The organism is Planobispora rosea, from assembly GCF_014648175.1.
Lineage (GTDB): Bacteria > Actinomycetota > Actinomycetes > Streptosporangiales > Streptosporangiaceae > Planobispora > Planobispora rosea.
In genome coordinates this window covers 12,025-36,486 of sequence record NZ_BMQP01000032.1, presented here as the reverse complement: position 1 = coordinate 36,486, position 24,462 = coordinate 12,025, and the positions used below count along the sequence as shown (strand labels likewise).

At 73.8% G+C, this 24,462-nt stretch carries 21 protein-coding genes; 7 read left to right on the top strand and 14 right to left on the bottom strand.

From position 1 onward, the window contains the following. The first annotated feature begins 102 nt into the window (after positions 1-102). Positions 103-1,143: a methyltransferase gene (locus tag IEZ08_RS27240; protein ID WP_189243255.1), complete on the top strand. Its 1,041-nt coding sequence runs from the start codon at positions 103-105 to the stop codon at positions 1,141-1,143. Between the two features lie 58 nt (positions 1,144-1,201). Here IEZ08_RS27240 and IEZ08_RS27235 read toward each other — a convergent pair whose 3' ends face one another. The 5 genes from IEZ08_RS27235 to IEZ08_RS27210 all read right to left on the bottom strand — a co-directional run bounded on the left by IEZ08_RS27235 (position 1,202) and on the right by IEZ08_RS27210 (position 10,915). Next, on the bottom strand, positions 1,202-2,491 hold the full coding sequence (locus IEZ08_RS27235) for an alpha/beta hydrolase family protein (protein WP_189243254.1): 1,290 nt from the start codon (positions 2,489-2,491) through the stop codon (positions 1,202-1,204). Between the two features lie 99 nt (positions 2,492-2,590). After that, a complete protein-coding gene (locus tag IEZ08_RS27230) occupies positions 2,591-3,976 on the bottom strand; it encodes an MFS transporter (RefSeq protein ID WP_068923062.1) in 1,386 nt (461 codons plus the stop codon). Continuing rightward, the gene (locus tag IEZ08_RS27225; RefSeq protein WP_189243253.1) at positions 3,973-8,514 is read right to left on the bottom strand and encodes a non-ribosomal peptide synthetase; all 4,542 of its coding nucleotides are present in this window, start codon (positions 8,512-8,514) and stop codon (positions 3,973-3,975) included. The genes IEZ08_RS27230 and IEZ08_RS27225 overlap by 4 nt, the downstream gene beginning before the upstream one ends. A gap of 162 nt (positions 8,515-8,676) precedes the next feature. Beyond that, the gene (locus tag IEZ08_RS27215) at positions 8,677-10,251 is read right to left on the bottom strand and encodes a sensor histidine kinase (protein WP_229803543.1); all 1,575 of its coding nucleotides are present in this window, start codon (positions 10,249-10,251) and stop codon (positions 8,677-8,679) included. Then, positions 10,241-10,915 carry a response regulator transcription factor gene (locus IEZ08_RS27210; protein WP_068923064.1) on the bottom strand — a complete coding sequence of 225 codons (675 nt, stop codon included), beginning with the start codon at positions 10,913-10,915 and terminating at the stop codon, positions 10,241-10,243. Before IEZ08_RS27210 ends, IEZ08_RS27215 begins: the two co-directional genes overlap by 11 nt. Positions 10,916-11,127: 212 nt before the next feature. Here IEZ08_RS27210 and IEZ08_RS27205 point away from each other — a divergent pair, with 212 nt between their 5' ends. Genes IEZ08_RS27205 through IEZ08_RS27195 form a run of 3 tightly spaced genes read left to right on the top strand, consistent with a single transcriptional unit; the run spans position 11,128 to position 14,253 of the window. Continuing rightward, positions 11,128-12,288 (top strand): LolA family protein, encoded by a 1,161-nt coding sequence (locus IEZ08_RS27205; protein WP_229803540.1) that lies wholly within the window; start codon positions 11,128-11,130, stop codon positions 12,286-12,288. Further along, the gene (locus IEZ08_RS27200; protein ID WP_068923066.1) at positions 12,285-13,241 is read left to right on the top strand and encodes an ABC transporter ATP-binding protein; all 957 of its coding nucleotides are present in this window, start codon (positions 12,285-12,287) and stop codon (positions 13,239-13,241) included. Before IEZ08_RS27205 ends, IEZ08_RS27200 begins: the two co-directional genes overlap by 4 nt. Beyond that, complete coding sequence (locus IEZ08_RS27195) at positions 13,228-14,253, top strand: DUF2705 family protein (protein ID WP_084780010.1); 1,026 nt, start codon at positions 13,228-13,230, stop codon at positions 14,251-14,253. Before IEZ08_RS27200 ends, IEZ08_RS27195 begins: the two co-directional genes overlap by 14 nt. A 52-nt stretch (positions 14,254-14,305) precedes the next feature. Here the strand turns inward: IEZ08_RS27195 and IEZ08_RS27190 are convergent, their stop codons facing one another. The 6 genes from IEZ08_RS27190 to IEZ08_RS27165 all read right to left on the bottom strand — a co-directional run bounded on the left by IEZ08_RS27190 (position 14,306) and on the right by IEZ08_RS27165 (position 17,828). Further along, positions 14,306-15,121: a YcnI family copper-binding membrane protein gene (locus IEZ08_RS27190; protein ID WP_068923067.1), complete on the bottom strand. Its 816-nt coding sequence runs from the start codon at positions 15,119-15,121 to the stop codon at positions 14,306-14,308. Positions 15,122-15,211: 90 nt separating this feature from the next. Continuing rightward, positions 15,212-15,766 carry an MFS transporter gene (locus IEZ08_RS27185; RefSeq protein ID WP_229803538.1) on the bottom strand — a complete coding sequence of 185 codons (555 nt, stop codon included), beginning with the start codon at positions 15,764-15,766 and terminating at the stop codon, positions 15,212-15,214. 129 nt (positions 15,767-15,895) lie between these two features. Continuing rightward, complete coding sequence (locus IEZ08_RS27180) at positions 15,896-16,582, bottom strand: HD domain-containing protein (protein WP_229803536.1); 687 nt, start codon at positions 16,580-16,582, stop codon at positions 15,896-15,898. Further along, positions 16,579-16,860: a DUF3817 domain-containing protein gene (locus tag IEZ08_RS27175; protein ID WP_068923068.1), complete on the bottom strand. Its 282-nt coding sequence runs from the start codon at positions 16,858-16,860 to the stop codon at positions 16,579-16,581. Before IEZ08_RS27175 ends, IEZ08_RS27180 begins: the two co-directional genes overlap by 4 nt. Beyond that, positions 16,857-17,303, bottom strand: coding sequence for a hypothetical protein (locus IEZ08_RS27170; RefSeq protein ID WP_068923069.1), 447 nt, complete (start codon positions 17,301-17,303; stop codon positions 16,857-16,859). The genes IEZ08_RS27175 and IEZ08_RS27170 overlap by 4 nt, the downstream gene beginning before the upstream one ends. Before the next feature lie 90 nt (positions 17,304-17,393). Beyond that, positions 17,394-17,828, bottom strand: coding sequence for a MarR family winged helix-turn-helix transcriptional regulator (locus IEZ08_RS27165; RefSeq protein ID WP_068923070.1), 435 nt, complete (start codon positions 17,826-17,828; stop codon positions 17,394-17,396). A 274-nt stretch (positions 17,829-18,102) separates the two neighbouring features. On the opposite strand from IEZ08_RS27165, the gene IEZ08_RS27160 reads away from it, so the two are divergent. Continuing rightward, entirely contained in the window at positions 18,103-18,594 is a 492-nt protein-coding gene (locus IEZ08_RS27160; protein ID WP_068923071.1) for a hypothetical protein, read from the top strand. A 119-nt stretch (positions 18,595-18,713) separates the two neighbouring features. On the opposite strand, the gene IEZ08_RS27155 is transcribed toward IEZ08_RS27160, so the two are convergent. From IEZ08_RS27155 to IEZ08_RS27145, 3 genes are all read right to left on the bottom strand, one after another. Next, positions 18,714-19,478: an ABC transporter ATP-binding protein gene (locus IEZ08_RS27155; RefSeq protein WP_189243251.1), complete on the bottom strand. Its 765-nt coding sequence runs from the start codon at positions 19,476-19,478 to the stop codon at positions 18,714-18,716. A 4-nt stretch (positions 19,479-19,482) separates the two neighbouring features. After that, positions 19,483-20,271: an ABC transporter permease gene (locus IEZ08_RS27150; protein ID WP_068923073.1), complete on the bottom strand. Its 789-nt coding sequence runs from the start codon at positions 20,269-20,271 to the stop codon at positions 19,483-19,485. Between the two features lie 86 nt (positions 20,272-20,357). Further along, positions 20,358-21,278: an ABC transporter permease gene (locus IEZ08_RS27145; RefSeq protein WP_307815505.1), complete on the bottom strand. Its 921-nt coding sequence runs from the start codon at positions 21,276-21,278 to the stop codon at positions 20,358-20,360. Between the two features lie 178 nt (positions 21,279-21,456). Here IEZ08_RS27145 and IEZ08_RS27140 point away from each other — a divergent pair, with 178 nt between their 5' ends. Both IEZ08_RS27140 and IEZ08_RS27135 read left to right on the top strand, forming a co-directional pair. Beyond that, complete coding sequence (locus IEZ08_RS27140; RefSeq protein WP_084780012.1) at positions 21,457-22,512, top strand: alpha/beta hydrolase; 1,056 nt, start codon at positions 21,457-21,459, stop codon at positions 22,510-22,512. Between the two features lie 218 nt (positions 22,513-22,730). After that, the gene (locus IEZ08_RS27135) at positions 22,731-24,401 is read left to right on the top strand and encodes a serine/threonine protein kinase (protein WP_176728462.1); all 1,671 of its coding nucleotides are present in this window, start codon (positions 22,731-22,733) and stop codon (positions 24,399-24,401) included. Positions 24,402-24,462 lie beyond the last annotated feature (61 nt).

Sequence of the window (24,462 nt, the reverse complement as noted above, 5' to 3'; positions counted from 1 at the left end):
CCGGGGACCCGGACCGATGGGTGCCCGAGACGATGAGCGCCCGGACCGATGGGCGCCTGAGCCGACGGGCGCCCGAGCCGACGAACCGACCCGAGGAGCGACGTGCCACTCGACCTGCCGCCCGACGAGGCCGCGACCCTGCGCCGGGGAGACGGACCGGCCGTCCAGATCGACCTGATCCAGACGATGATCTTCCACGCCGCGGTGGCCGCACTGCGGCTCGGCGTGTTCGGCGCGCTGGAACGGGGACCGCGCGAACTCGGCGCCCTCGCCGGCGAACTGGCCGTGGACGAGGCGAACCTCCGCGCCCTGCTGCGCCTGCTGGTCACCGGCGGCTACCTCGCCGAGGGCCCGGACGGCTACGAGCGGACCCCCGCCGGGGCGTGGCTGGCCGGGCCGGACGACGGATTCGGCGCCGTGCTGGACTTCTGGCACTCACTGATCGGCGAACTCTGGCAGGGGCTGGAGGAGACCGTGCGCACCGGCAGGCCGCAGCGCGACTTCTACGCCTGGCTCCAGGAACGCCCCGACGTGCTCACCCGGTTCCAGGGCATCCAGCTCCGCATCGCCGAGTGGGTGGAGAAGGAGGTGCTGGAACTCGCCGCGCTGCCCGGCGAGCCGGCCCGCCTGCTCGACCTCGGTGGCGGGCACGCCAGGTACAGCCTCGCCTACTGCCGCAGCCATCCCGGCCTGTCCGCGACCGTCCTCGACCTGCCCGAGGCCCTGGAACCGGGTCGCGCGGCGGTGGAGGCCGAAGGACTGACCGGCCGCTTCGCCTTCGTCCCCGGAGACCTCCGCACGGCCGAACTGCCCGGAGGACAGGACGTCGTGCTGCTGTTCAACGTGCTGCACGGCTTCCCGGCCCTCACCGCCCGGACCCTGGTGGGCCGGGCGGTGGGAGCACTGCGCCCCGGCGGGAGGCTGATCCTGATGGAGACCCTCACCGACCCGGTCGGCAGCGTTCTCGAGGAGGGGTTCACCCGCGGCTTCGACCTCAACCTGATCCACACCCAGGGCGGAAGACTCCACCCGGTGGAGACGATCGCCGGGTGGATGGTGGAGGCGGGCTGCTCCCCGCCCGCACGCCACGATCTCACCCGATCGGCCACGCTCTCCCTGCTCGTCGCCGACCGGGAGGGCTGAACCGGTCACGGAGACGATGACCGACGCCTTCACCGATGCGGGAGAGTCCCCCGCAGTCCTATTCGATGAAGTCGATGTCCGGGTGTTGCGGGGATTCGCCGTCGAACAGGTGCCGGTCCCGGCCGCGAAGGTGCAGATCGAAGAACGCGCCGATGTAGTCCCGTTGCGCGGCCACCGAACGACGGGGATCGATGGTGCCGATGACCGCCTCACGCTTCTCCGGCGCCACGCGTGCGCCGAGCTGCGGCACGATGACCTGCAGATCGCTGTAGGCCATGTGCGTGCTGCCGCCGCGCAGGAGCAGATCCCGTTTCCAGCCTCGCTGTCTGGCCCAGAAGTCCGCCCAGCTGCGGTCGAATCCGGGATTGCGGTGCGTGTGCTCGAGCGGTTTCCCGTTCTCGTCGACCCCCTCGGCGCCCATCAGGAGGAACGGCCTGTCCAGGCCGCGTTCCGTGACCTCGCCCGGCACATAAGGACTTCCCGGGGGATAGCCGGCCGCGGTCGCCATCGCGCCGTCCAGGTTGATCCCGGCGTCGACACGGCGGTCGTGGACCATCGTCTCACCCGCGGTGAACCCGCCGTAGGAGTGCCCGTAGGCGCCGACCCGGGACAGGTCGAGCGACCGGCCGAGCCCACGCGGCAGCGGCCGCTTCCCCGCGTCGGGGTTCTCACCCCGGGTGATCGCCTTGAGCCGGTCGAGGACGAACCGGCTGTCGGCGACCCGGGCGTCGAGCGCCTTCTTCCCGGATCCGGGGCTTCCATCCTCGGGCACCGCGAGTTCGAGCCGCCCGTCGGGGAACTCGACCGCCACGCTCTCGTAGGTGTGCGAGAGCGAGACGACCACGTAGCCGCGGCTCGCCAGATCGTCGACGATCGCCGTGTACGTCTCCCGCGGGCCGCCGAAGCCGGGTGAGAAGAGTACGACCGGCTTCGGCGCGCCGTGCGCCACGGGGACGCCGGTCTCGGCCCTCCGCTTCGCCGACGCCCAGTCGATGGAACCGGCCGGGAGACCGAGGTAGTCCTCGCCCGCCAGCACCTGGTCGACGACGGTGCTCATGCCGGGTGTGAGCCACGGTGCCCGCGGGCCCCCGGCGAACCGGTCCGCCGGGTAGGCGACGGTGACCATGAGTTCCCGGCGCCGTTCCGGTTTCCACGGATCGGGACGGGACGGGTCGACGAGGTGGAGGTCGGTGGTGCCGACGTCGTACCGGCCGGTGAGGGGCGGCGCGGTGAGCCCGGCCCGCTGCTCCGCCGCCACGGCGGGAGCGGTCGCGGTGAGCCCGCCCGCGAGCGCGAGACCCGCGACCAACGCCGAAGCGCGCACCGTCCTGGTGTGTCTCGATGACACTGCTGGAGTCCTTCCGGATCGGGGCGGCCCGACGGTCGCCTGCTTCCGACCCTGCAGCGCCCCGGCGCTGCGCGCATCCCCCTTCAGAAGGAGCCGTGCTCATCCGTGGAGCGCGCCGGCCCCCCGTACACCCTCCTCCGGGTCCTGTGCGCCCTCCGTGTCCCCGCCGCCCTCGGCCGCGCCGCCACCCGGTACGGCGTCGGGGACGTCGCGCTCCAGCCGCCGGAGCGCGGGGACCAGCATCACGGCGGCCGCCAGCAGGACCAGCAGGATCCCGTCCGCCAGCACCACCGCGGCCAGTCCGCGTGCCTCTCCGACGCCGACGACCGCCCCCAGCGAGCCCGCGAGCGGGCCGCCGGGTTCCAGGGCCGGCCCCACGACGTTCTCGGCCAGCGGGGCCGCCAGCAGGTAGGCGGCGGGCATCGCGAGCTGGCCGAGGGTGTGCGAGGTGCCCATGACGCGGCCCAGGGAGGCCGGCTCGACCTTGCTCTGCAGGACCGTGACGACGGTGCCCTGGACCACGGGCAGGGTGAACAGGAACACGGCCGCGGCGACGCCCACGACCACGGCCGACGTCCAGGGCGCGTGCAGGGCCAGGGCCGCTCCGCCGAGCGCCGTGAACGCCGCGATCCCGCTCACGCGCCGTTTCGGCCCTCCCCACGCGCCCATGAGCAGGCCGCCCGCGAAGAGCCCGGACCCGCCCGCGAACATCAGCACGCCCAGGGTGGCCGCCGAGGAGAAGGACAGGATGAGCGGCTGGACCAGTACCCCGGCGACCCCGAAGAGGAAGTTGTAGGCGGTCAGGGTCAGGACGAACGCGAGCAGCGGCGGCCGGGCCCGCAGGTACCGCAGGCCGGAGGCGAGATCCGAGCCGAGGGACGGCCGTTCGGCCCGCTCCTGCGGGTGCAGCACCGGCGCGGGCAGGCTCACCACCAGCAGTGTGCCCATCGCGACGGCGAACGACGCCAGGTCGATGACGAGCACGCCGACCATGCCCACGGCGCCGAGCAGCGAGGCGGCCAGGAGCGGGGCGGCGATCTGGACCGCCGTGGCGGTCTGCATGAGCCCGTTGACCCGGCCCAGGTGCCGCTTGGGGATCAGCATGGGCGTCATCGCCTGGTAGGCGGTCAGATGGAAGACCCCGCACGCGGCGCTCACCATCGCGCTGACGTACACGTGCCACACCGCGAGCGCGTCCAGGTACAGCAGGAGCGCCACCGCGGCGGTGGACGCCGCCGCCAGGCTGTCGGTCACCACCATGACCGTCCGCCGGTTGAAGCGGTCGATCGCGACCCCGGCGAACGGCCCGGCGATCAGGCCGGGGAGCATGGCGCTCAGCATCACGAACGCGAACAGGGTGGCCGACCCGGTCGTCTGGAACACCCACACGCCCAGGACGAAGGAGGTGATGCTGGACCCCACGCCGGACACCAGCGAGGCCAGCCACACCCCGCCGAACCTGACCAGGTCTCCTCTGGCGGTCACGCTCCGTTCCCTCCGCCCGGCAGCCGGCCCGAGGCGGCGAACGCGTCCAGGTAGCGGCCGAGCAGCCACGACCCGTCGAACGCGGCCGGCACCCCGGCCCCGGTCAGCCACTTCTCGGTCCGGGTGCAGTCGAACAGCGGCCGGTCGAAGCGCGGCTCGGCCTCGGCCAGCCCGGCGGCGAACGGTTCGAGCGCGACCGGCTCCCCGGCGGCCAGCCGGTCCAGTACGGCGGCCCGCCACCGGGACCAGGGCACCGGGGCGGCGGGATGCCCGCGTTCGGTCAGGGCCGCGGCGATCTGCCGGTAGCCGACCGTCGCCGGATTGAAGTAGTGCAGGTCGTGAGGGGGAGGCTCGGTCGCGGCGACCGCCGCGGCCACCCCGCCGGCCACCTGGTCCACCGGGGACAGGTCCTCCTCGAAGCCCAGGTCGGGCACCATGCCGACCTGGGCGCAGGTGATCAGCAGCCGGCCGAAGTAGTCGTCGGGGGCCCCGATCCCGGTGCGGCTGTCGCCGCCGATCCGGGCGGGCCGGTGCACGGTCACCGGGATGCCGCGCCGCCGCGCCGGTTCGGCCAGCCGGTCGGCCACCCACTTGCTCTGGTTGTATCCGCCGCCGAGGCCGCCGGGATCCTCCGGTGGATCGAGTTCGGTGACCGGCCGTCCGCGGTAGGCGTCGCCGAGGTACACCCCGAGGGTCGAGAGCAGGTGCACCGGGATCCCGCCGCCCATCGCCGCGAGCCGCAGCACCTCCACCGTGCCCGCCACGTTCGGCGGGCGCAGCAGGGCGTACGGCTGGGCGAAGTTGACCAGTCCGCCGCTGTGGCAGACGGCGTCCACCCGCAGGGCCAGGTCACCGAACGCCTCGGCGCCCAGCCCGAGGCGCGGCGCGGCCAGATCGCCGGGCAGCCCTGTCAGCCGGGGGTCGCCGGACACCCGTTCCAGCCCGTACCGGGCCAGGTTCTCCCGCACCCGCCGCAGGGCGTGCTCCGGGGAGTCGGCGCGCACCAGGCAGATCACCCGGCCCGCCGTGCGCTCCAGCAGCTCGGCCACGAGGTGCGCGCCGAGGAAGCCCGTGGCGCCGGTCAGCAGGACCGCCCCGCAACCGCGCCGGGTGAGGGCCGTCCCGGAACCGCGCCGGGCGGTGGTCCGGGCGGCCACCGCCACCTCGTCCGGGAGCGTCACCTCGGCCCGCAGGTCCGGTGCGTCGTCATCGCGGGAGCCGCCGGCGCGGGCGGTGACCAGCGCCGCGAACTCGGCCAGGTCGGCGGCCTCGAACAGGTCGCGGGCGGAGGGACGCACGCCGAGCTCGTCGTGCACCCGGGTCACCACCTCGGCGATCCGCAGGGAGTGCCCGCCGAGGGCGAAGAAGCCGTCGTGGCGGCCCACCCGCTCCACCCCGAGCACCCGGGCCCAGACCCGGGCGAGGGCCTCCTCCACGGGACCCCGCGGCGGGGTGAACTCCTCCGGCCCGGAGTCGCCGGGCTCGGGCACGGGCAGCGCCGCGTAGTCGGTCTTGCCGTGCGCGGTGCGGGGGAGGGAGTCGAGCCGGACGAAGCGCGCGGGCACGAGGTAGTCCGGCAGCCGGTCCCGCAGATGCCGTCTGAGGTCGCCGGGCTCGCCGCCGGTGACGTAGGCGATCAGCCGGTGGTGACCGGCCGGATCGGGCACGGCCGCGACCGCCGCCTCGCCCACCGCCGGATGCGTCGCCAGCGCGGCCTCCACCTCGGCGGGCTCGACGAGGTGGCCGTGGATCTTCACCTGCCGGTCGACTCTGCCGAGGAACTCCAGGGACCCGTCGGCCAGCCGCCGCACCAGGTCGCCGGTGCGGTACATGCGCGAGCCCGGTACGGCGGCGAACGGATCGGGCACGAACCGGCCGGCGGTCATCGCCGGGTCACCGAGATATCCGCGGGCCAGGCAGTCGCCGCCCAGGTACAGCTCACCGGGCGTGCCCACCGGGGCCCGCCCGCCGTACCGGTCGCAGACGTACGCGCGGACGTGCGGGAGCGGGCGGCCGATCGGCAGGTGGACCGCGCCCGCGGCCTCGCCGCCGTCCACCGTGCCGTACACGGTGGCGCAGACCGTGGCCTCGGTCGGGCCGTAGTGGTTGAAGAGCCGTACCCGGCCGCCGGTGGCCCGTGCCCAGGCGCGCACCGCGTCCATGGGCACGCGCTCCCCGCCGATCATCATGACGTCCACCGGCCAGTCGCCCGGTACGCCCGTCCCGTCCAGTTCCCCGGCCCAGCGCCGCCACAGGGCGGCGGCGGTGTCCACGGCCGTCACCCTCCGGGCGGCGCAGAACCGCACGAGCTCCGCCCCGTCGAGCAGGGCGGGCTCGGGATGGAAGACCAGGGCGGCACCGGAGACCAGCGCGGGGAAGACGTCCCCCACCGACGCGTCGAAGGTCAGCGGCGGGAGCACGAGCAGCCGCTGCCCCGGGCCGAACCCGTGGACGCGGGCGAAGGACTCGGTCAGCAGGGAGAGCGTCGCATGCGTGACCATGACTCCCTTCGGCCGGCCGGTGGAGCCCGAGGTGTAGATCACGTACGCCAGGTCGCCGGGACCGGGACGGCCGGAGGGGGGCCCGGCCGCCGTACCGCCACCGGGTGCCGGAGCGGAGACCTCGGCACCGCCGGTCACCGGGGCGGAGATCTCGATGCCGTCCCCGCCCTCCGACAGGGTCACGCGGGCGCCCGACTCCCGCAGGATGTCCCGCAGGCGGGCCGGCGGATGGGAGGGATCGAGCGGCAGGTACGCGCCGCCCGCCTTGAGCACGCCGAGGATCGCCGCCACGGCCTCCGGGCCGGGGGGCAGGACCACGCCGGCGAGCTCTCCCGGTCCCACGCCCGCGCCGGCCAGCTCGCGCGCGAGGTCCTCGGCGCGCCGGTCCAGCTCCCGGTAGGAGAGGGTGCGCCCGTCCCCCGCGACGACGGCCGGCGCCTCGGGCGTCTCCGCGGCCCGGAGCGCGACCAGCTCGTGCACCCGGAGCTGCGCGGCGCGTGCGGCCGTGTCCCGCACGGTGCCCGCCGGCAACAGCGCGGCGTCGCCGTGCCCGTCGCCGTGCCCGTCGCCGGCGAGGTCGACGTCCCACACCCGGGTGTCCGGCCGCGTCGCCAGTTCGGTGAGCATCCGCACCACGTGGTCCCTCATGCGCTCGGCGGTCCCGGCGTCGAAGAGGGCGGTGGAGTAGTCGATGCTGATGTCCGTCTCGGCGCCCATGACGGTGCCCATGGCGGTGCCCATGGTGACGTACAGGGTGAGGTCGAACCGGGCGCTCGGAGCCGGCGTCTCCCACTCGCGCATGGACCAGCCGGGCATGCCGTGGTCGGTCGGCGTGGCCGGCTGGACGACCAGCATGACCTGGAAGACGGGGTTGTGGGCGAGGTCCCTGGGCGCGTTCACCAGCTCGACCACCTGGTCGAACGGGAACCTCTGGTGCTTGAAGGCGCCGAGGAAGCCGGCGCGGGTGCGCCGCAGCAGCTCGGTGAGCGTGGGGTTGCCGCGCACGTCGGCGCGCATCGCCAGGGTGTTGACGTACATGCCCACCGACCGGGTCAGCGACGGCAGGTCGCGGTTGGCCACCGGTGTCCCGATGACGAGGTCCTCCACGTCGCACACCCGGGCCAGCGCCGCCGCGAAAGCGGTCTGCAGCACGATGTACGGCGTGCACCTCTCGCGCCGCAGCAGCGCGCGCAGTCCCTGGGCCACCTCGTCGGGCAACCGCGCGGAGCAGCGGCCGGAGTCCGTCGCCTGGGAGGCGGTGCGCGGCCGGTCGGTGGGCAGCGGCAGCAGCGGCGGGGCGCCGTCGAGCCGGTCGCGCCAGTAGTCACGGTCGGCGCGGAGCGATTCGGGGTCCTGACCGGCCAGCCACACCGCGTAGTCGGGGAACTGCGTGACCGGTGGGCCGGAGGAGGACTCCTCCGGCCCACCGGTCACGATCGTGCGGTAACCGGAGAACAGCTCCTCCGGGATGACCGTCAGGGAGGGCCCGTCGGAGACGATGTGGTGCACGCTCATGAGGAGGACGTGCTCGTCCTCGGCCAGGCGCAGCAGCGCGACGCGGAGCAGCGGCGGACGGCCGAGGTCGAACGGCGCGGTCACGATCTCCCGGGTGCGCCGCCGCGCGAGCGCCTCCCTCTCCTCGATTCCGGAGTCCGGCGAGGGGAGCGCGCTGAGATCCTCGACGTGCAGCAGCCCGGCGAGTTCGTCCTCGGACAGGTCGTGGACGACCTGTCTCGGTCCGGTGTCCGTCTCCACGACGGCGGTGCGCAACGCCTCGTGCCGCCGGACCAGCGCGCCCAGGGACCCGCGCAACGCCGCCAGGTCGATCGTCCCGGTGATCCGGATTCCCAGCCACAGCAGGTAGGCGGCGCCGCCGAACCCGACGCGGTCCAGGAACCACAGGCGCTGCTGCGCCGGGGTGAGCGGTATGTCGTCGGAGGGGTCCCGCAGCGGGATCTCCGGGCCCGGCCTGGGAGCGGCCGGCCGCCGCTCGTCCTCGCGGGGGAGCCCAGCCTCCGGAACCGTGTCGCTCGGCATATGTCTCGACTCCTCCGACGGAAACCTGCTCGGGACACGAGCGGTGTCTGCGGGCTGTTCGATCTTTGGGAGCGCTCCCATAATTGGCATTCGATTCTTGGGAGCGCTCCCAAAGCTAGTGGCGGCCTCCGCCGGGCGTCAAGGAGATCACAACCGCGGTCCTCAGCTCAGCGGGAGCCGCACCACCGCGCGCAGGCCCGGGGACGCGTCCTCCAGATGGACCGCGCCGCCGTGGGCGTTGACCGTCTCCCGGACGATCGCCAGGCCCAGCCCGGCCCCGCCCTCGTCACGGCTGCGCGCGCTGTCCAGCCGGGTGAACCGGTCGAAGACCCGCTCCCGGTCGGCCTCGGGGATGCCGGGCCCGTCGTCGGTGACGGTCAGCACCGCGTCCGCGCCCTCCGCCCGCAACGCGACCACGACCGGCGACACGGTGTGCCGCAGCGCGTTGTCGACCAGGTTGACCAGGACCCGCCCCAGATCCAGCGCGTCCCCGGCCACCACGATCGCGCCGTCCGGGCTCGCTCCCGGGGTCCCCGCGCCGTTCCCGGCCACCCGGGCGTCGTCCGGGCCCGTCCCCGAGGTGCTCGCGCCGTTCCCGGCCGCGTGGGCGTCGTCGCCGATCCGGAGCACGACGGCCTTGCCGTACCGCTCGACCGTCTGCGCGGCCAGCTGGTCCAGCTCGACCGGTTCCCGGCGGGCGAGCGCGCCGCCGCGCTCGTCCAGGCGGGCCAGCGCGAGCAGGTCCTCGGCCAGGCGGGTCAGGCGCGTGGTGTCCTCCAGCACGCCCTCGGCGGTCTCCCGCCAGTCGTCCTGCCCGCCCGGGTGGCCGAGCGCGACCTCCAGCTGGAGCCTGATGCTGGCCAGCGGGCTGCGCAACTCGTGCGCGGCGTCGGAGACCAGGGCGCGCTGACGGGCGTCGGCCCGCTCCAGCCGGTCCAGCATGGCGTTGAGCGTGGTGGCCAGGCTGTGCACCTCGTCGCGCGACTCGGGGACCGGCAGCCGCCGGGAGCGGGCGGTACCGGTGATCTCCTCGGCGCCCCGGCGCAACGCCGCGATGGGCCGCAGGGTCCGGCCGATGATCACCCAGCTGGTCGCGGCGAGCAGCGCCAGCAGCAGCGGCGTGCCGACGACGAGAACGTGCCCGGCGGTGCTGATGCTCGTCTGGACCTCGCTGAAGGGCCGGGCCGCGATCACCGTCCTCCCGCCGTCCGCGCTGAGCACCCGCACGCGCAGCAGGTGCGGGATGCCGTACGGCCCGCCGTACAGGAAGTCCGCCCGCTTGGCCGCGACCGCCTCCGCCCGCTCCCCGGCGTCCAGCAACGGGACCAGCCGGTCGGTTCCGGTGGTGGCGTGGGTGATGCGCCCGGAGGAGTCGAGCACCTGGATCAGGACGCCGTCCGGCGAGGTCAGCTCGGCCGGGAGCTGCCCGGCGTCGGACTGGGAGACCACCCCCCTGGCCCGCTGGTAGATCGACTCGTCGATCGTGGCGGTCAGCGCCCGGCTGAGCACGTCGATCATCACATAGGCCGACAGGGCCAGCGCCACGCCCAGCACCGCCGAGGCGACCGCGGTCAGCCGGAAACGCAGGCTCTTGCGCCGCCACCACCCGGCGGTACGGCGGGCGCCGACGTCCCTGCGCCACCACCGTCCGGAAGCACGCCGCCCGGGAGTGCCGGATTCGGGGGCATCGGGCTCGGGGGAACGGCGCCCGTGCCCGGCGTCCGGCTCAGCCGCCATCGCCGGCCAGCCGGTATCCGGCGCCCCGGACCGTCTGCAGCGCGGTGCGGGAGAACGGTGCGTCGATCTTGCGGCGCAGGTAGCCCACGTAGACCTCCACCACATTGGGGTCGGTGTCGTAGGTGTCCCAGACGTGCTCCAGGATCTCGCTCTTGGACACCACCTCGTCGTGACGGCGCATCAGGTACTCCAGCAGCGCGAACTCCCGGGGAGTCAGCTCCACCGGCGTGTCACCCCGGGCGACCTTGCGCCGGGCCGGGTCCAGGGACAGGTCCCCGGCCCGCAGCACGGCCGGCCGCCGGTTCGCGCCGCGCCGCAGCAGCGCCCGGAGCCTGGCCACCAGCACCACGTAGGAGAACGGCTTGGTCAGGTAGTCGTCGGCGCCCAGGTCGAGCCCGTCGGCCATGTCGTACTCGCCGTCCTTGGCCGACAACATCAGGATCGGCACCCAGTTCTCCTCGGCGCGCAACTGCTTGCACACGTTGTAACCGGAGAGCCTGGGCAACATGATGTCCAGCACGACCACGTCGTAGTCGCCCTGCCGGGCCAGGTGCAGGCCCTCCTCGCCGTCGTGCGCGAGGTCGACGGCGAACCCCTCGGCCTGCAGCCCGCGCTGGAGCGCCGCGGCCATCCGCCGCTCGTCCTCCACGACGAGAACCCGCATCCCCGCCCCCCTTTCCTGGTCGCTCCCATCTTCGGGCAGTCCGGCTGAGAACCGGCTGAGAAGTCTGTGGGCACTCTCAGTCTGTCTCAGCTCCGGCACAGGAGCGTTCACGCAGGCTGCGGATGGAAGGGATTGACGGCATACCGTTGAGGAGTGACATGTCAGAACAGCAACAGCGAGGGACACGGGAACCGGCGCGCGGGAGCCGCGTCGTGAGGTGGGGGGTGCCGATCGCCGCGGTGGCGGTGGTCGCCGGGGCGATCGGGGCCGGACCCGTCATCGCCGCCGTCCAGGGCGACCCGGTGCTGCCCGAGCGCACCGCCGAGCGGCTGCTCGCCGACGCGCTCAAAGCCGCGGAGTCCGGACCGGAGCCCATGTCGGGCACGGTCCTGCAGACCGCCTCCCTCGGCATCCCGGCGCTGCCCCAGCTGTCGGGGACGGGCGGCACCTCGCCCGCCGCCCTGCTCACCGGCTCCCACGAGCTGAAGGTCTGGTACGGCGGCGAGAACAGGTTCCGCCTGGCGATGCCCGGCCGGATGAGCGAGACCGACCTGATCGTCAACGGGGACCAGGCGTGGCTCTGGGAGAGCGACTCCAGCACGGCCACCCGGATCAAGGGCTCGGTGAAGGCGGAGAACGCGCCCGGGAACGCGACCCCGCACCCCGGGGCCCTGCCCACGGCGACCACGCCGCAGCAGATCGCCGAGGAGGTGCTGCGACGGGCCGACGCCGACACCGCCGTCGGGGTGTCCTCCAGCGAGAAGGTCGCAGGGCGTGACGCCTACCAGCTCACCCTCGCCCCGAGGGATGCCTCGTCCCTGGTCAAGGAGGTGAAGCTGGCGCTCGACGGGGAGACCTTCGTCCCGCTCCGGGTCCAGGTCTACGCCAGGAGCGCGGCGGAGCCCGCCTTCGAGATCGGCTTCACCTCGGTGAGCTTCACCCCGCCCGCCCCGGAGAACTTCACCTTCACCCCGCCGCCCGGCGCCACGGTGAAGGAACAGTCGCTGGACGAGCTCGTCGAGAAGGCGGACACCGAGGCGCAGGCCCGCCAGGAGAAGGGCGAGAGGCTCGCCGACGGCCTGAAGACCGTCGGCGAGGGCTGGACCACGGTCGCGGTGATGCCCTTCTCCGAGCAGGACCTCAGGGGCCAGGTCCCGGGTCAGGGTGCGGGGCGGCAGGGTCAGGGCGGTCAGGAGGACGCGAGCGGTGCGGCGGCCGACGCGCTGCTGGAGGCCGCCACCCCGGTCAGCGGGCCGTGGGGCAGCGGCAAGGTCGTCCGGACCAAGCTGGTCTCCGCCCTGCTGACCGATGACGGGCGTCTGCTCGTCGGCGCGGTCACCCCGGAGAAGCTGGTCGAGGTGGCCGGGCGGTGACGACGGGAGCCGGAGACCACTCGATCGTCACCCGCGGGCTGACCAAGCGCTTCCGCGGCGGCCAGGTGGCCGTGGACGATCTCCATCTGTCCGTGCCGCGCGGGTCGGTCTTCGGCTTCCTCGGTCCGAACGGCTCGGGGAAGACCACGACCATCCGCATGCTGCTCGGCCTCGTCACCCCGACCGGGGGCGCCTGGGAGCTGCTCGGCGCGCCGATGCCCGGCGGGATCCCCGCCGCGCTGCCCCGGGTGGGGGCGCTGGTCGAGGGGCCGGCGTTCTACCCCTACCTGTCGGGTGAGGCGAACCTGCGCCGCTACGACGCCGCCGACCCGGCGGCCGACCCGCGGACCGCCTCCCGGCGGATCGCGCTGGCCCTGGAACGGGTCGGGCTGTCCGCGGCGGCCCGCAAACGGTACCGGGCCTACTCGCTGGGCATGCGCCAGCGGCTGGCCATCGCCGCCGCGCTGCTCGGCCCGAGGGAGCTGCTGGTCCTCGACGAGCCGACCAACGGCCTGGACCCGCAGGGCACCCGCGAGGTACGGGCGCTGGTGAAGGAGATCGCCGCCGACGGGACGACCGTGTTCGTCTCCTCGCATCTGCTCGCCGAGGTCGAGCAGATGTGCACGCATCTCGGCGTCATGCGCACCGGGCGCCTGGTCGCCCAGGGATCCCTCGCCGAGCTGCGGGAGCTGAACGCGGGGGAGACGGCTGTGGTCCGGGTGGAGACCCCGGACACCGCGGAGGCGGCGTCGGTGCTGGCCGGTCTCGGGCTGGCCGGGGTCCGGACCGGGGACGGGGAGGCCGGCGCCGAGCTGGGCGCGGTGGCCCCCGAGCGGATCACCGCCGCGCTGGTGGCCGCGGGCGTCGCCGTACGCGGGCTGGCCGTGCGCCGGCCGAGCCTGGAGGACGTGTTCGTGGGCCTGACCGGGGAGGGTTTCGATGTCGACGGTTGACGGGACGGGAATCGTGACCGAGGCGGAGCCCGCCGGGAAGGGAGCCACGGCCGGGAGCGGACCCGCCGCCGTGCCGGAGAGATCCTCCGGAGGGGCGGGACTCCGCGCGGTCCCGGGCGGGCTCTCCGCCGGAGCACGGGAACAGGCGCCCGCCTCCCGCCCGCCGGGGGCGCTGCGCGCCTGGTGGCGGTTGCTCGGCTCGGAGGCCGGGCTGACCTTCCGGCGACCGCGTAACCTCGCCGTGCTGGCCGTCCTCGCGGCCATCCCGGTGCTGATCGGCGTCGTGATGCGGCTGTTCGCCGAGCCCCTCGCGGCCGGGGCTGCGGACGGGCCGGGGAACGGCGGGGCGATCTTCGCTCAGGTCGCCGGGAACGGGCTCTTCCTCACTTTCGCCGCGCTCTCCCTGCTGGTCCAGCTCATGCTCCCGGTCGCCGTCGCGGTGGTCGCCGGCGACGCGGTCGCCGGTGAGGCGGGCGCCGGTACGCTGCGCTACCTGCTCACCGCACCGGCGGGCCGGACACGCCTGCTGGCCGTCAAGTACGGCAACGCGGTCCTGTTCTGCCTGGCGGCCGTCAGCGTGATCGCGGTGTCGGCGCTGGTGATCGGCCTGGCGCTGTTCCCGGCCGGGCCGATCACCCTGCTGTCGGGGACGACGATCTCCTTCGCCGAGGGCCTGCTCAGGATCGGCCTGGTCGTGCTCTACGTCACGGCGGGGATGGCCGCCCTGGCCGCGGTCGCCCTGGCCCTGTCCACCCTGACCGAGGCGGCGATCGGCGCCATCGCCGCGACGGTGGTGGCGGTGATCGTCACCCAGGTCCTCAGCGTGGTCCCGCAGCTGTCCTGGCTCCACCCGTACCTGCTGCCGCAGTGGTGGAACGGGTTCGACGGCGTCCTGCGCGACCCGGTCGCCACCGCAGAGATGGGGCAGGGCCTGCTCGTCTTCGCCGCCTACACGGCGATCTTCGGCTCGATCGCCTGGGCCCGCTTCACCGGCAAGGACATCACCTCCTGAACCGGACCGGCGGGCCGCCTCCCCCGGCCGGGAGAGGGGCCGGGGAGCCGCCCTACGCCGGGACGGCCGGGTTCTCCTCCCCGGCCGTCCCCGCCTGGGCCGTACGGCTCCCGCGGCGCAGGCCGAGCACACCGATCACGACGCCGGCCAGCCCGGCGAGCAGGCCGCCGGCGCCCAGCAGCCGGGCGGTGCCGTCCGAGGACGCCGCCCCGGAGTGCGCGACCGGCGCCACCGACGGCGCGGCGGCCGGGGCGGGAGAGGCGGAGACGGACGAGTGGCCGCCGCCGTGGCCTCCCTCGGCGGAGGGGGGCGTCAGCTTCAGGACCGGGGCCGGGTGCTCCGGCTCGGAGCCGTCGGCCGCCGGCTCGTCGTCCCACTTCACCACCTCGCCGCCGGTGTAGGTCTGGGTGGCGGGGAAGACGAGGTGGTCGGTGTCGTCGGGCAGCACGCCCATCGACACCTCGAACTCCTGGAACTGGCCGGGCCCGATCTCCCCGCCGGACCAGGTGATCTTCGTGACCGCCTCGGTCAGCTCGCCGTACTCCGTGGTGACGGGCTTGTCGAGCTTGCTCTCCGTCACCTCGACCTCCCAGCCGGGAACCGGCTTGACCGTGACGAACGCCAGCGGACGGTCGGTGGGCAGGGAGATCTCCAGCTTGTTCGTCGAGGCGTCGTCACGCTCGTTGGGCACCCGGAAGGCGACCTTGGTGAAGCCGCCCTGCTCGGCGCTGCCGGGGTTGACGGTGACGTGCGCGAGGGCGGGCGTGGCCAGGCCCAGGACGAGGGCGGCGGCGCCCGTGGCGGCGACGGCGGCGCGGCGGCACAGCACGGAAAGGGAGGCGGGGGAAGAGGCGGGGGAAGGAGGCATGCGAGTTCTCCACTTCAGGGCGTATGAGATCGACCGGGTACGCGCGGGCGCCGGCGATCGCGGCGGGGCGGCTCCGGTGAGGGGACGGCGTCAGGCGGCGGGAAGCGGAGGACCGCGCCGGCCGACGGCGTGCAGGAGAAGGCGCCGGGCGGGGACGGCCGCGGCGCGGAGAAGGGGGAGCGGCCGCGGGGCGAGGGGCGCCGCGGGGACCGCCAGGAGCCGGAAGGCCGCGCCGAGGCGGGTCCCGGCCGTGCGCAGCAGCGTCCACAGCGCGCTCTCGCCCCGGGCCAGCCACCATCCGGTCATCAGCGTGGCGGTGAGGTGGGCCAAGATCATGCCCAGGCTCTCACCGAGCCCCTGTCCCTGCCCGTGTCCGTGCGGGATGATCGCGGACGGGCCGCCGGGGGCGAACAGTTCGTGCAGGAGCAGTTGCAGGCCCGCGAGCGTGATGCCGACGGTCGTGGCCGAGCGCTCGCGCCCGGCCAGCGCCGCCGCCGTGGCCGCGACCGCCGCCGTCCCCGCGGCCACCGCCCAGGGCTCCGGCCCCGCACCGCCCGCGGCTCGGTGGCCGAGGACGGCGAGCGTCACGCAGACGGCCGAGAAGGCGGCCGAGCGCATGAGGCGGAGCGGGAGACGGGCGCGCATGATGCCGCCCATCGTCTCACGAGTCCCGCCTCACGAGTCCCGTCTCACGAGTCCTGGCTCCCGGTCCCGCCCCCGCAGGTTCCGGATGCTCAGGGATCACCGGGGCAGAGGTGATCAGACGGGGAGGACTCATCGGGCCGGCCGGTAGCCGTCGTAGTCGTGCCAGCCGGCCGGCAGGTCCATCAGCTGCCGCCAGGTCGGCCAGTCCCGGCCGGTGTGCTGGCGGAGGAACTCGCCGGGCAGGGTGTACGGCGGAGCCTTGTGCGGCTTGGTGAGCGCCTGGCCGACGACCGCGTCGAACAGCACGGCGGCGGCGTGCAGGCGGGGCAGCGCCGCGTGGACGCGGTCGGCGTATCCGGCCGGGAGGGTGTACGGCCCGTCGGCGCTGAGGTCGAAGCCGGCCCCGGCCGTCACCAGCGCGATCTCGGGCCGCTTGCGCAGGGCGATCTCATGGCACAGGTGCAGGGCTATCGCGTCCCACACGACCTCGATCCTCTCCGGGGACACCCCCTGCTCGCCGAGGAAGCGGGCGGCGAGATCGGCGCCGTCGACGTCGAATCGCTGCTCGCCGTCGCCCTGGTCGCTGAGACCGGCGTCGTGCAGGACGCAGCCCAGGAACAGCAGCTCGTCGTCGTAGTCGAGGTCGGGCCGCAGGCCCTGCTGCTCGCCGATGGACCGGCCGAACAGGTAGGTGCGCATGCTGTGATTGAAGATCGCCGGATGCTCGATGTCCCGGGCGAGCCGCATGGCGCTCAGGGCGAGGTCGGTGCGGGGAAGAGGCAGGTCGTCGTAGGCGCTCATGTCGTGGGTGCTCAACGGGTGTTCTCCTCGTCGGTGCGGGTCGGGGGCCGGGACCGGAGCCGGCGGAGGGCCAGGAGCCCGCCGACGCCCGGCAGGAGGGCGAGCCGGCGCGCGCCGGTGGTGGTCTGCGCCATCGACGCGGTGGCGATCACGGTCACGTAGGCGAGTCCGTGCAGCGGACCGGTGACGCTTGTGATCGTCTTGGCGTGGATCGTGAGCAGGTTCGCGAGCAGGACGGTGATGGAGACGGCCTCGGCGGTGGCCGCGATCCGCAGGACGCGTACGCCGGTCATGCCGCCGCCGATCCCGGCCGGACGATCATGATGACCACGACGGCCGCCCACACCAGGTTGTAGACGCCGGCGAGCATGCTCAGCGTCCGCAGCCTCCGGCCGTCGTCCGGGGAGGAGAGCGCCTCCCGCTGGCGCGGATGGATCTGCGTGGCGAGCAGCAGGCCCGCGAGAGCGGTGAGGATCATCGACACGGTGATCCAGATCTCCCCCATCCGTCCCTGGACGAGGGCCAGTGCGATCCCGGCCGCCGGGACGATGAGGGCGAAGGCCGTGTAGCCGCCGGTGATGCGGTGCAGGGCGGCGGCCACGGCCGGGTTCCGCTCACCCGTGCCGGTCGTGGTGGCGAGGGGCGCGTAGCGGGGGAAGAGGCTCGCCGCGACGGCCGAGCCGCCGACGAAGACGATGGCGGCGAGCACGTGCACCGCCAAGAGGGCGTGGTCCATGGGATCTCCTCCTACCTTCAGGTTCGCTGAAGCCTAACCGATGCTTCAGGCGCCCTGAAGGTCGGGTGGGAGATCCCGGAAAACCCCAGGTCACACGTCTTCACCGTGGAAGGCGCGCCGGACGGCCCGGCCCACGCGTTGCTGGACCGGGTCCGCCGCCGGGCCGAAGAGCCGCTCGTCGGCCTCCGCGACCACCTTCCTGGCGGACTCCAGCAGGCGGGCGCCCTCGGGGGTGACCTCGATCGTCGACGCCGACCCGGCGCGCGCGGTGCGATCGTGCACCAGCCCCGCCTTCACGAGCGCCTTCACCGCGGAATGCACGCTCTGGACCGTGATCCCCGACATGCGGGCCAGATCGCTGAAGGAGGCGCCGGGCACGCCGGCGATGTGGCCGAGCAGCCCCAGCCTGCCGACGGTGAGGTCCAGCGGCGCGAGCGCGGTGTTCAGCTCGGTCTCGACCCGCCGTGCCAGGGTCAGCACGATGATGGAGGTGCTCCACGCGGGAGGGCTGTTCTCAACGGTCACCCTCCCAGTCTCCCGCACCGGCCCCGGACGTCCCGTGATCCCGCACCGGCCCCGGACGCGCCGTAATCCCGTATCGGAGCCGGTGTGCCGTGTCCCGGCCCCCTCCGGACGCGCCGGGACGAACGTCGCGTCCGCTCCCGGTCGGCACCGCTCCTCCTCCGTGCAGGGGCCGTCGCCCGGAGGCAGGCCAAAGCCGTACGATGCCTGCCGCTATGTGACATATGTCGCTATGGTGGCCGCAACCGCGAAAGCAGACGAGGTCAGGGTGGTAGCGATGCGGCATTTCCTGGGGCTGCTCGTCGGGCTGGCGATGACGGCGGTTCTGCTCCTCGGCGGAGGGTGGGCGGTCGTGAACACCCTCGGCAGGACCCCGCCCGGCGCGACCGGCCTGCCCCTTCCCAGCGACACGCAGACCTGGATCGCCCTGGCTGTCATGGTCGTGATCGGGCTCCTCCTCGGCCTGCTGATCGCGGGCCGGGTCTCCCCGCTGGCCGGGTTCGTCCCGTCGATGGTCCTGCTCGCCTGGACCGTGATCTACGTTCTCGACGCGGGCCGGGCGCTGAGCATCGCCGCGGAGGTGCCCACCGTCCACGCGTCGCTCGACACGGCGCCCGTGGGCATGAGCGTCCTGCTCGCCAACGGGATCTACGCCATGCTCGGCGTCGCCCTCTTCGTCCCGGTGCTGATGCCCTCCCGCTGGGCCGGGCGGGCCCGCGACGAAGAGGGCGAGTACGAGGAGGAGTCCGGCGACCCGGCCTACTACTAGCCACCGGCCCCGGGCCGCCGGGTCCGGACCGGCCGTCGCCCGTGACCTGGCCGCCGCGCTCGTCGCCGGACAGGATCGGTGAGCGCCGTCAGCACGTTCGGCGTGGAGGAGGACCGGGCTCAGCGCTCGGCGGGCGGGGCCGTGTAGAGGTGGGTGACGACGTCCTCGATGGAGTCCTCGCCGGGGGCGAGGGCCCGCAGGTCGTCGAGGGTGCCGTCGAAGCCGAGGCGGCCGTGGTGGATGAGCATGACCCTCCGGCAGAGCTTCTCGATGTCGCCGAGGTCGTGGGTGGTGAGCAGCACCGTGGTGCCGCGCTCGGCGTTGAGCCGGCCGAGGAAGGCGCGCATCGCCGCCTTGCTCACCACGTCCAGGCCGATGGTGGGCTCGTCGAGGACGAGGACGGCGGGGTCGTGCAGGAGGGCGGCGGTGATGTCGCCGCGCATGCGCTGGCCCAGGCTGAGCTGGCGGACCGGAGTGTGCAGGAAGCCGCTGAGATCGAGGAGGTCGGCCAGCTCGTCGAGCCGCCGCCGGAAATCATTTCGATCTACTTTGTAAAGATGTCGGACCAGTTCGAAACTGTCCTTGAGCGGAAGGTCCCACCACAGGGTGGTGCGCTGGCCGAAGACCACCCCGATACGACGGGTGAGGTCCGTGCGGCGGCGCAGGGGATCGAGCCCGGCCACCTCGATCCGGCCGGAGGTCGGGGCGAGGATGCCGGTGAGCATCTTGATCGTGGTGGATTTGCCCGCGCCGTTGGGGCCGAGGTATCCGACGAACTCCCCGGCCTCGACGGTGAACGACAGATCCTGTACGGCGTGCACGGTCCGGCGGGACCGGCCCCTGCCGACGGTGAAGGAACGGCCGGCGCGGTCGACTTCGATCATGCGGTCAACTCCCCGTGGAACGGTAGCGGCGGATGCCCGCCCGCCAGGCGAGGGCGGCGGCCAGGGCGAGGACGAGGGCCGCGGCGGGCGCGGCGAAGCGCAGCCAGTACGGCAGGCCGAAGGGGTCGTCCCGGCCCAGCACGTACAGGCCGGGCTGCCAGTTGACGAAGGCCAGCGGGACGATGAAGGTCACCGCCTTGACGAGATCGCCGCCGTAGACGGTCAGGGGGTACTGGGTCAGGGTGCTGCCGCCGTAGGTGAAGGCGTTGGCCACCTCGGGGGCGTCGGTCAGCAGGAACTGCAGCGCGCCGCCGAGGGTGAAGATCGAGGTGAAGATGACGATCCCGCACACGATCATCACCGGGACCATCCAGGTCCGGCTCCACTCCAGATCCAGCTGGGACAGGGCGATGCCGAGCACCACCGCGGCCTGCGTCATACGGCCGAACCGGTGCACGCCGAACCGGTCGGTGGCCATCTGCACGAACGCGCTCGCCGGGCGGACGAGCATGGCGTCGAAGGTGCCGGCCCGGATGTGCTGGCTGAGCCGGTCGACGTTGCCGAACAGCATGTCGGACAGGGCGAACGACACGCCCGCGGTGCCGTACAGGAACATGACCTCGGCGAGCGTGAAGCCGCCCAGCGCGTCGGTGTGCCCGAAGACGATCCAGATCGCCGCGACGTCCAGCCCGTTCAGCACGAAGGAGCCGAGAGCCATCGCGGCCATCGGGATCGGATACTGCGCGGAGGCGCGCAGCCAGGTCCAGGCGAGCAGGAGGTAGGTCCTAACCATGGGCGGCCTCGCGGGATCCGGCGCGGGGTCTCGTACGGGGTCCGGTACGGGATCCCGCGCGGGGTCCGGCGTGGGGTCTCGCGCGGTCATCCACCCTGGACCACCACCTTGCGCCGGGCGGCGCGGGTGGCCAGGGCGCCCAGGACCAGCAGCGCCGCCGCCCACAGGGCCTGGAGGGCGAACGCCTCCAGCGCGTCCCGCTTGCCGAGGTAGACGTCGGCGGGGATCTGCACCATCGCCGCCCAGGGAAGGGACTGCGCCAGGGTGCCGAGCCAGCCGGGGAAGAGGTTCAGCGGCAGGACCATGCCGCTGAAGAACATCATCAGCACCAGGGACAGCGACTGCGTGCCCCGGTCGTCGACGATCCAGAAGGACGACAGCGCCACGAGGTAGCGCCAGCCGAAGCTGACGACCACACCGAGGACGAAGCTGACGGTGAAGAAGACCCAGGCGGCGGGTTCTGTGGGGAAGACGATGCCGAACAGGGCGGCCCCGACGAGGGTCGGCGGCACGCTGCGCAGCAGGAGCAGGTAGGCGGCGCGGCCGAGGTCGTCGGCGAGGTTCCAGGCCTGCAGGGAGGCGGGGCGGGCGAGGTCGACGGCGACGTCGCCGCCGCGTACCCGCTCGGCGAGCTGGAGCCCGCCGCCGAACAGCTGCATCGGGCCGATGAACGCCTGGCTGAGGAAGCAGAAGGTGACGGCGTCGGCGACGTCGTATCCGGCCAGGCCGGGACGGGCCTCCCACAGGGCGATCAGGACGTGGGCGCGCAGGATGCCGAAGACGGTGTTGGTGAAGGCCCCGGCGAGGGCGGCGGTGCGGTAGGCGGAGTGGCGGCGGAAGCCGTACCAGGCGATGCGCGCGTAGAGGGGGAGCCGGGTGCGGGACAGCAGGCCGGAGAAGGGCAGGCCGGAGTGGCGCGGCGGGCGGGCTCGGGACGGTGGCCGCGGCCGGGACGGGAAGCGGGCGCGGAGTGGGAAGGCGGCCTCCTCGGGGTGTCGTCGGGGCAACCCTCAGATTTTCCTCGCCGCTCTGGGCCGGGACAACGGATTATCCGGCGGCCTGGGAGAGAAGGGGGTGGGAGGAGCCGGTGCGGAAAGACGATATATGGGCGTAACTCTTGCGATATATCCCGTGCATGGTAGAACGAAGTTCTGACGGGGAATCCTCCTGCCAGGAGGTTCCCGCATGCGCGATGAGCTCGACGTGGACGTATGTCCCGGTTACCCCGTCAGCTGGCAGGCCACCGCCCTCAACGCGCTCATGTGGAGTACGGTCAAACCGATCTCCGGCCTCCTGCTCCGTTCCGATCTCAGTGTGGCCGCCGCCGCGCGCCTGACCGCCCTCGCCGGGAAGGCGCCGCTCCGGCTGCCCCCGCACGTGAGCCTCGCGCGTGACCGCGTCGGGGGGTGCGCGGGGGAGTGGGTCCGCGCCGGGCGCGGCCTCGACGAGAGCAAGGTCCTGCTCTACCTGCACGGCGGCGGCTACTTCGTCTGCTCCCCGGCCACCCACCGCCCGATCACCTGGCGCATGTCGGTCGCCGCCCGGTGCCCGGTGCTGGCCGTCGACTACCGGCAGGGCCCGGTCCACACGCTGGCCGAGTCGCTCCGGGACGCCGTCGCGGCCTACGAGTGCCTGCTGGAGCGCGGCTACGACCCCGCCGACGTCCTGGTGGCCGGTGACTCCGCCGGGGGGCACCTCACGCTGGCCACCCTGCTGGCGCTGCGCGACCGGGAGACGCCGCTGCCGGCCGCCGCGGTGTGCCTGTCCCCGTGGACCGACCTCAGCGACACCCCGCGACGGACCAACCGCCTGATCGACCCGCTGCTGCCGGCCGGCCGCATCGAATGGCTCGCCCGCCGCTGGACCGCCGGGCTCGACGCCCGCGACCCGCTGGTCTCCCCGGTCTTCGGCGACTACGCCGGCCTGCCCCCGCTGATGGTGGTCACCGGTTCGACGGAGGTCCTGCGCGACGAGGGCCGCAGGGTCGCCGAGCGGGCCCGCACCGCGGGGGTCCCGGTCACCTACGAGGAGTGGCGGCGGATGCCGCACGTCTTCCCCATCCTCGCCGACGTCCTGCCCGAGGCCCGGCGGGCCTTCCAGCACATCGCCCGCTTCCTCGCGGCGGTCCAGCGGTGCTCGGCCCGGGACGCGGAGGCACGGGAGGCCGAGGTGCGGGAGGCCGTCACCGGCGGGGCCCTCTCCGGAGACCGTACGACCGGAGCCGGTTCCGCCGCCGCCTGAGGGCTCCCGGCCGCCGTTTCCCCAGGTCACATCAGGATATCTAGTCACATGACTCACAATGGTTACTTACCTTGGGGGATCAGTGACCTTACCGGCCATATCCCTTATGACTAGTCAGAAGCGAACAGCGCTCCGATCCCGCCACAGTGTGCTTGCCGTAGCTCGTACAGAGAGGCTTGATCCGGATGGCACGTGGCGGAACTGGCCCCACGAGTGGCATGCCGCCTGGCGTGCGGCCGCTGACCGTCGGGGACCCGGTCATCATCGGCCGCTACCTCCTGCTGGGCCGCCTCGGCACCGGTGGCATGGGGATCGTCTACCTGGCCGAACACCCCCAGGGCGGCCTGGTGGCGCTCAAGACGCCGCACCCGGTCCACCTCAACGACGCCACGCTCCGCGCCCGTTTCGCCGAGGAGGTGAAGTTCTCCCGGCGGGTGGTGCCGTTCTGCACCGCGGCGGTGGTGGAGGACGGCACCGATCGTGAACGGCCCTACCTGGTCTCGGAGTACATCCCGGGCCCCGCGCTGTCCCAGGTGGTGGCCGCGCGCGGTGCCCTCACCCCCGACCTCGCCTACGGCGTCGCCCTCGGCACGGCCGCCGCGCTGGCCGCGGTGCACGAGGCCGGGCTGGTCCACCGCGACCTGAAGCCGGGCAACGTGCTGCTGTCCGACACCGGCCCCCGGCTGATCGACTTCGGGATCGCCAGGGACGTGGACACCCTCGCCGTGCACACCCAGGCCGGGCAGGTCATGGGAAGCCCCGGCTGGGTCGCCCCGGAACGGCTCGTCGGAGGTCCCGCCCTGCCCGCCTCCGACGTCTTCGCCTGGGGCTGCCTGGTCGCCTACGCCGCGGCCGGTCACCACCCGTTCGGCTCGGGCGAACCCGACGTGCTGACCCGGCGGATCCTGGTCGAGCCGCCCCGTGTCTCCGGGGTCCCCGAGATGCTGCGCCCGGCCGTCGTGGCGGCCCTGGCCAAGGAACCCGAGCGGCGGCCGCGGGCGCGGGACCTGCTCGGCGCGCTGCTCGCCGCGGGCGGCATCGGCGATCCCTGGGACCTGCGTGAGGCGGTCGCCGAGGTGCTGGCCGAGATCTGGACGCCGGTGCCGTACCCGGCGGGAGGCGGCCGGGTACGGCTGGCGGCCGGCGGGCCGCTCTCGGCGCCGTCCGCGTCCTCGGCGTCGTGGTCGTCGGGCTTCCCGGTCCCGGCCGCCGCGCTCGGCCCTGTCTCCGCCGCGCCGGGCCCGGACGGCGGCGGGGCGCCGATCCGGGAGCACCCCTCGATGCCGATCAAACAGTCCCGCCGGGCCGCGCCGAGCCGGGGCGCGCACCTTCCCCAGGCGAGCTTCGCGGCGCTGGCCGCCGTCTCGCTGGCCGCGATCACCGTGGTCGCCACCGGGAACGCCGACGGCCGGGCCCTCGGCGGCGGACCGCCTGAGCACGTGCCGATGGTGATCCCGGCCGACGGGCCGAGCACGGACTCGACCTTCCGCGGGACCCACCCGCCGGCGGGCCGGGTGCGGCCCCCGGACGCGCCCACCCCGTCCACGATCATGGTCACCACCACGCGAACGGTTCCGGCGCCCGACGTCGTCGGCGACCGGGAGGAGCCCTTCCCCGAGAGACCGCCGGGCGCGCCGGACGATCCCGGGATCCCCGACGACGGCCCGGGAGACACCGAGGAGCCGCAGACCTGCGAGAACAGCCGGCCGAAGGGCGGGGGGAACGGCAGGAGGAACAGGGCGGACTGCCCGCCGGGCAGCAGCCCGAAGCCCTCTTTCACCCAGATCCCGCAGACCGGCGACGGGGAGACCCCGACGCCGACCCCGTCCGTCACCCCGACCGCCACGCCCTCTCCCTCGCCCAGTCCCCAGGCCCAGATCGGGGACTGACGGCGGCCCCGGCTCACCGGCGGCGGCCCGGCCCATGCCCCGCCGCCCCGGCTCATGCCCC